The sequence below is a fragment of the Catenulispora yoronensis genome, from assembly GCF_039531695.1.
Lineage (GTDB): Bacteria > Actinomycetota > Actinomycetes > Streptomycetales > Catenulisporaceae > Catenulispora > Catenulispora yoronensis.
In genome coordinates this window covers 1-576 of the sequence record NZ_BAAAQN010000214.1, presented here as the reverse complement: position 1 = coordinate 576, position 576 = coordinate 1, and the positions used below count along the sequence as shown (strand labels likewise).

The 576-nt window shown below is 68.2% G+C and carries 1 protein-coding gene and 1 pseudogene; both read right to left on the bottom strand.

Going from position 1 to position 576, the window contains the following annotated elements:
• A pseudogene (locus ABD481_RS46900) lies at positions 1 to 62 on the bottom strand (HofO family protein); the annotation flags it as partial.
• A partial coding sequence (locus ABD481_RS46895) for a PilN domain-containing protein (RefSeq protein WP_230811925.1) occupies positions 52 to 576 on the bottom strand: 525 nt, incomplete at its 5' end. The pseudogene ABD481_RS46900 and the gene ABD481_RS46895, both read right to left, overlap by 11 nt.

Genomic DNA, 576 nt, shown 5'->3' with positions numbered 1-576 from the left:
GACAGCCCCATTGCGAGCAGGATCGGCAGCCCCGTCCAGGCGCCCCGAAGGTTAATCCGCATCAGCGCGCGCTCCCGTCAGGGTAAAACTGAACTGCCAACGCCCCTCGGCGTCGCGCTGGGTCCCGCCGGCTTTTGCCGGCGCGAATCCCGCGACGCGAGTCAGCGCAGCCTCCACGCTGGTTAGCGCCTGCAGGTTAAGGGCCAGGCCGTCCAGCGTGAGGAGTACGCCCTGGTACTCCAGCCGCGTCAGCCACGCCTGCGCGGGCAGATCTGCCGCCAGCACCTGCAGCCTGGGTTGCCAGGCGGCGATCGCCGATCTGCGCTGGTACTGCTGGCGCTGCCGTTGATGCTGCTGCCACGCCTCACGCATCGCCTGCTCGCGCTGCTTAAGCGAAGCGAGCAGCTGCGCGTCGGCCGTCGTGTGAAGCGTCGCCAGGAAGTCGCGCTGCAGACGCGCCGTTCGGCTCACCAGCAGGCCCATCCCCCCCAGCAGCACAATGCCGATGGTTAACAACAGGACGTAGCGCAGGCGCTGGCGCCGACGCAGGTCGCGCCAGGGAAGAAGATTAACGAC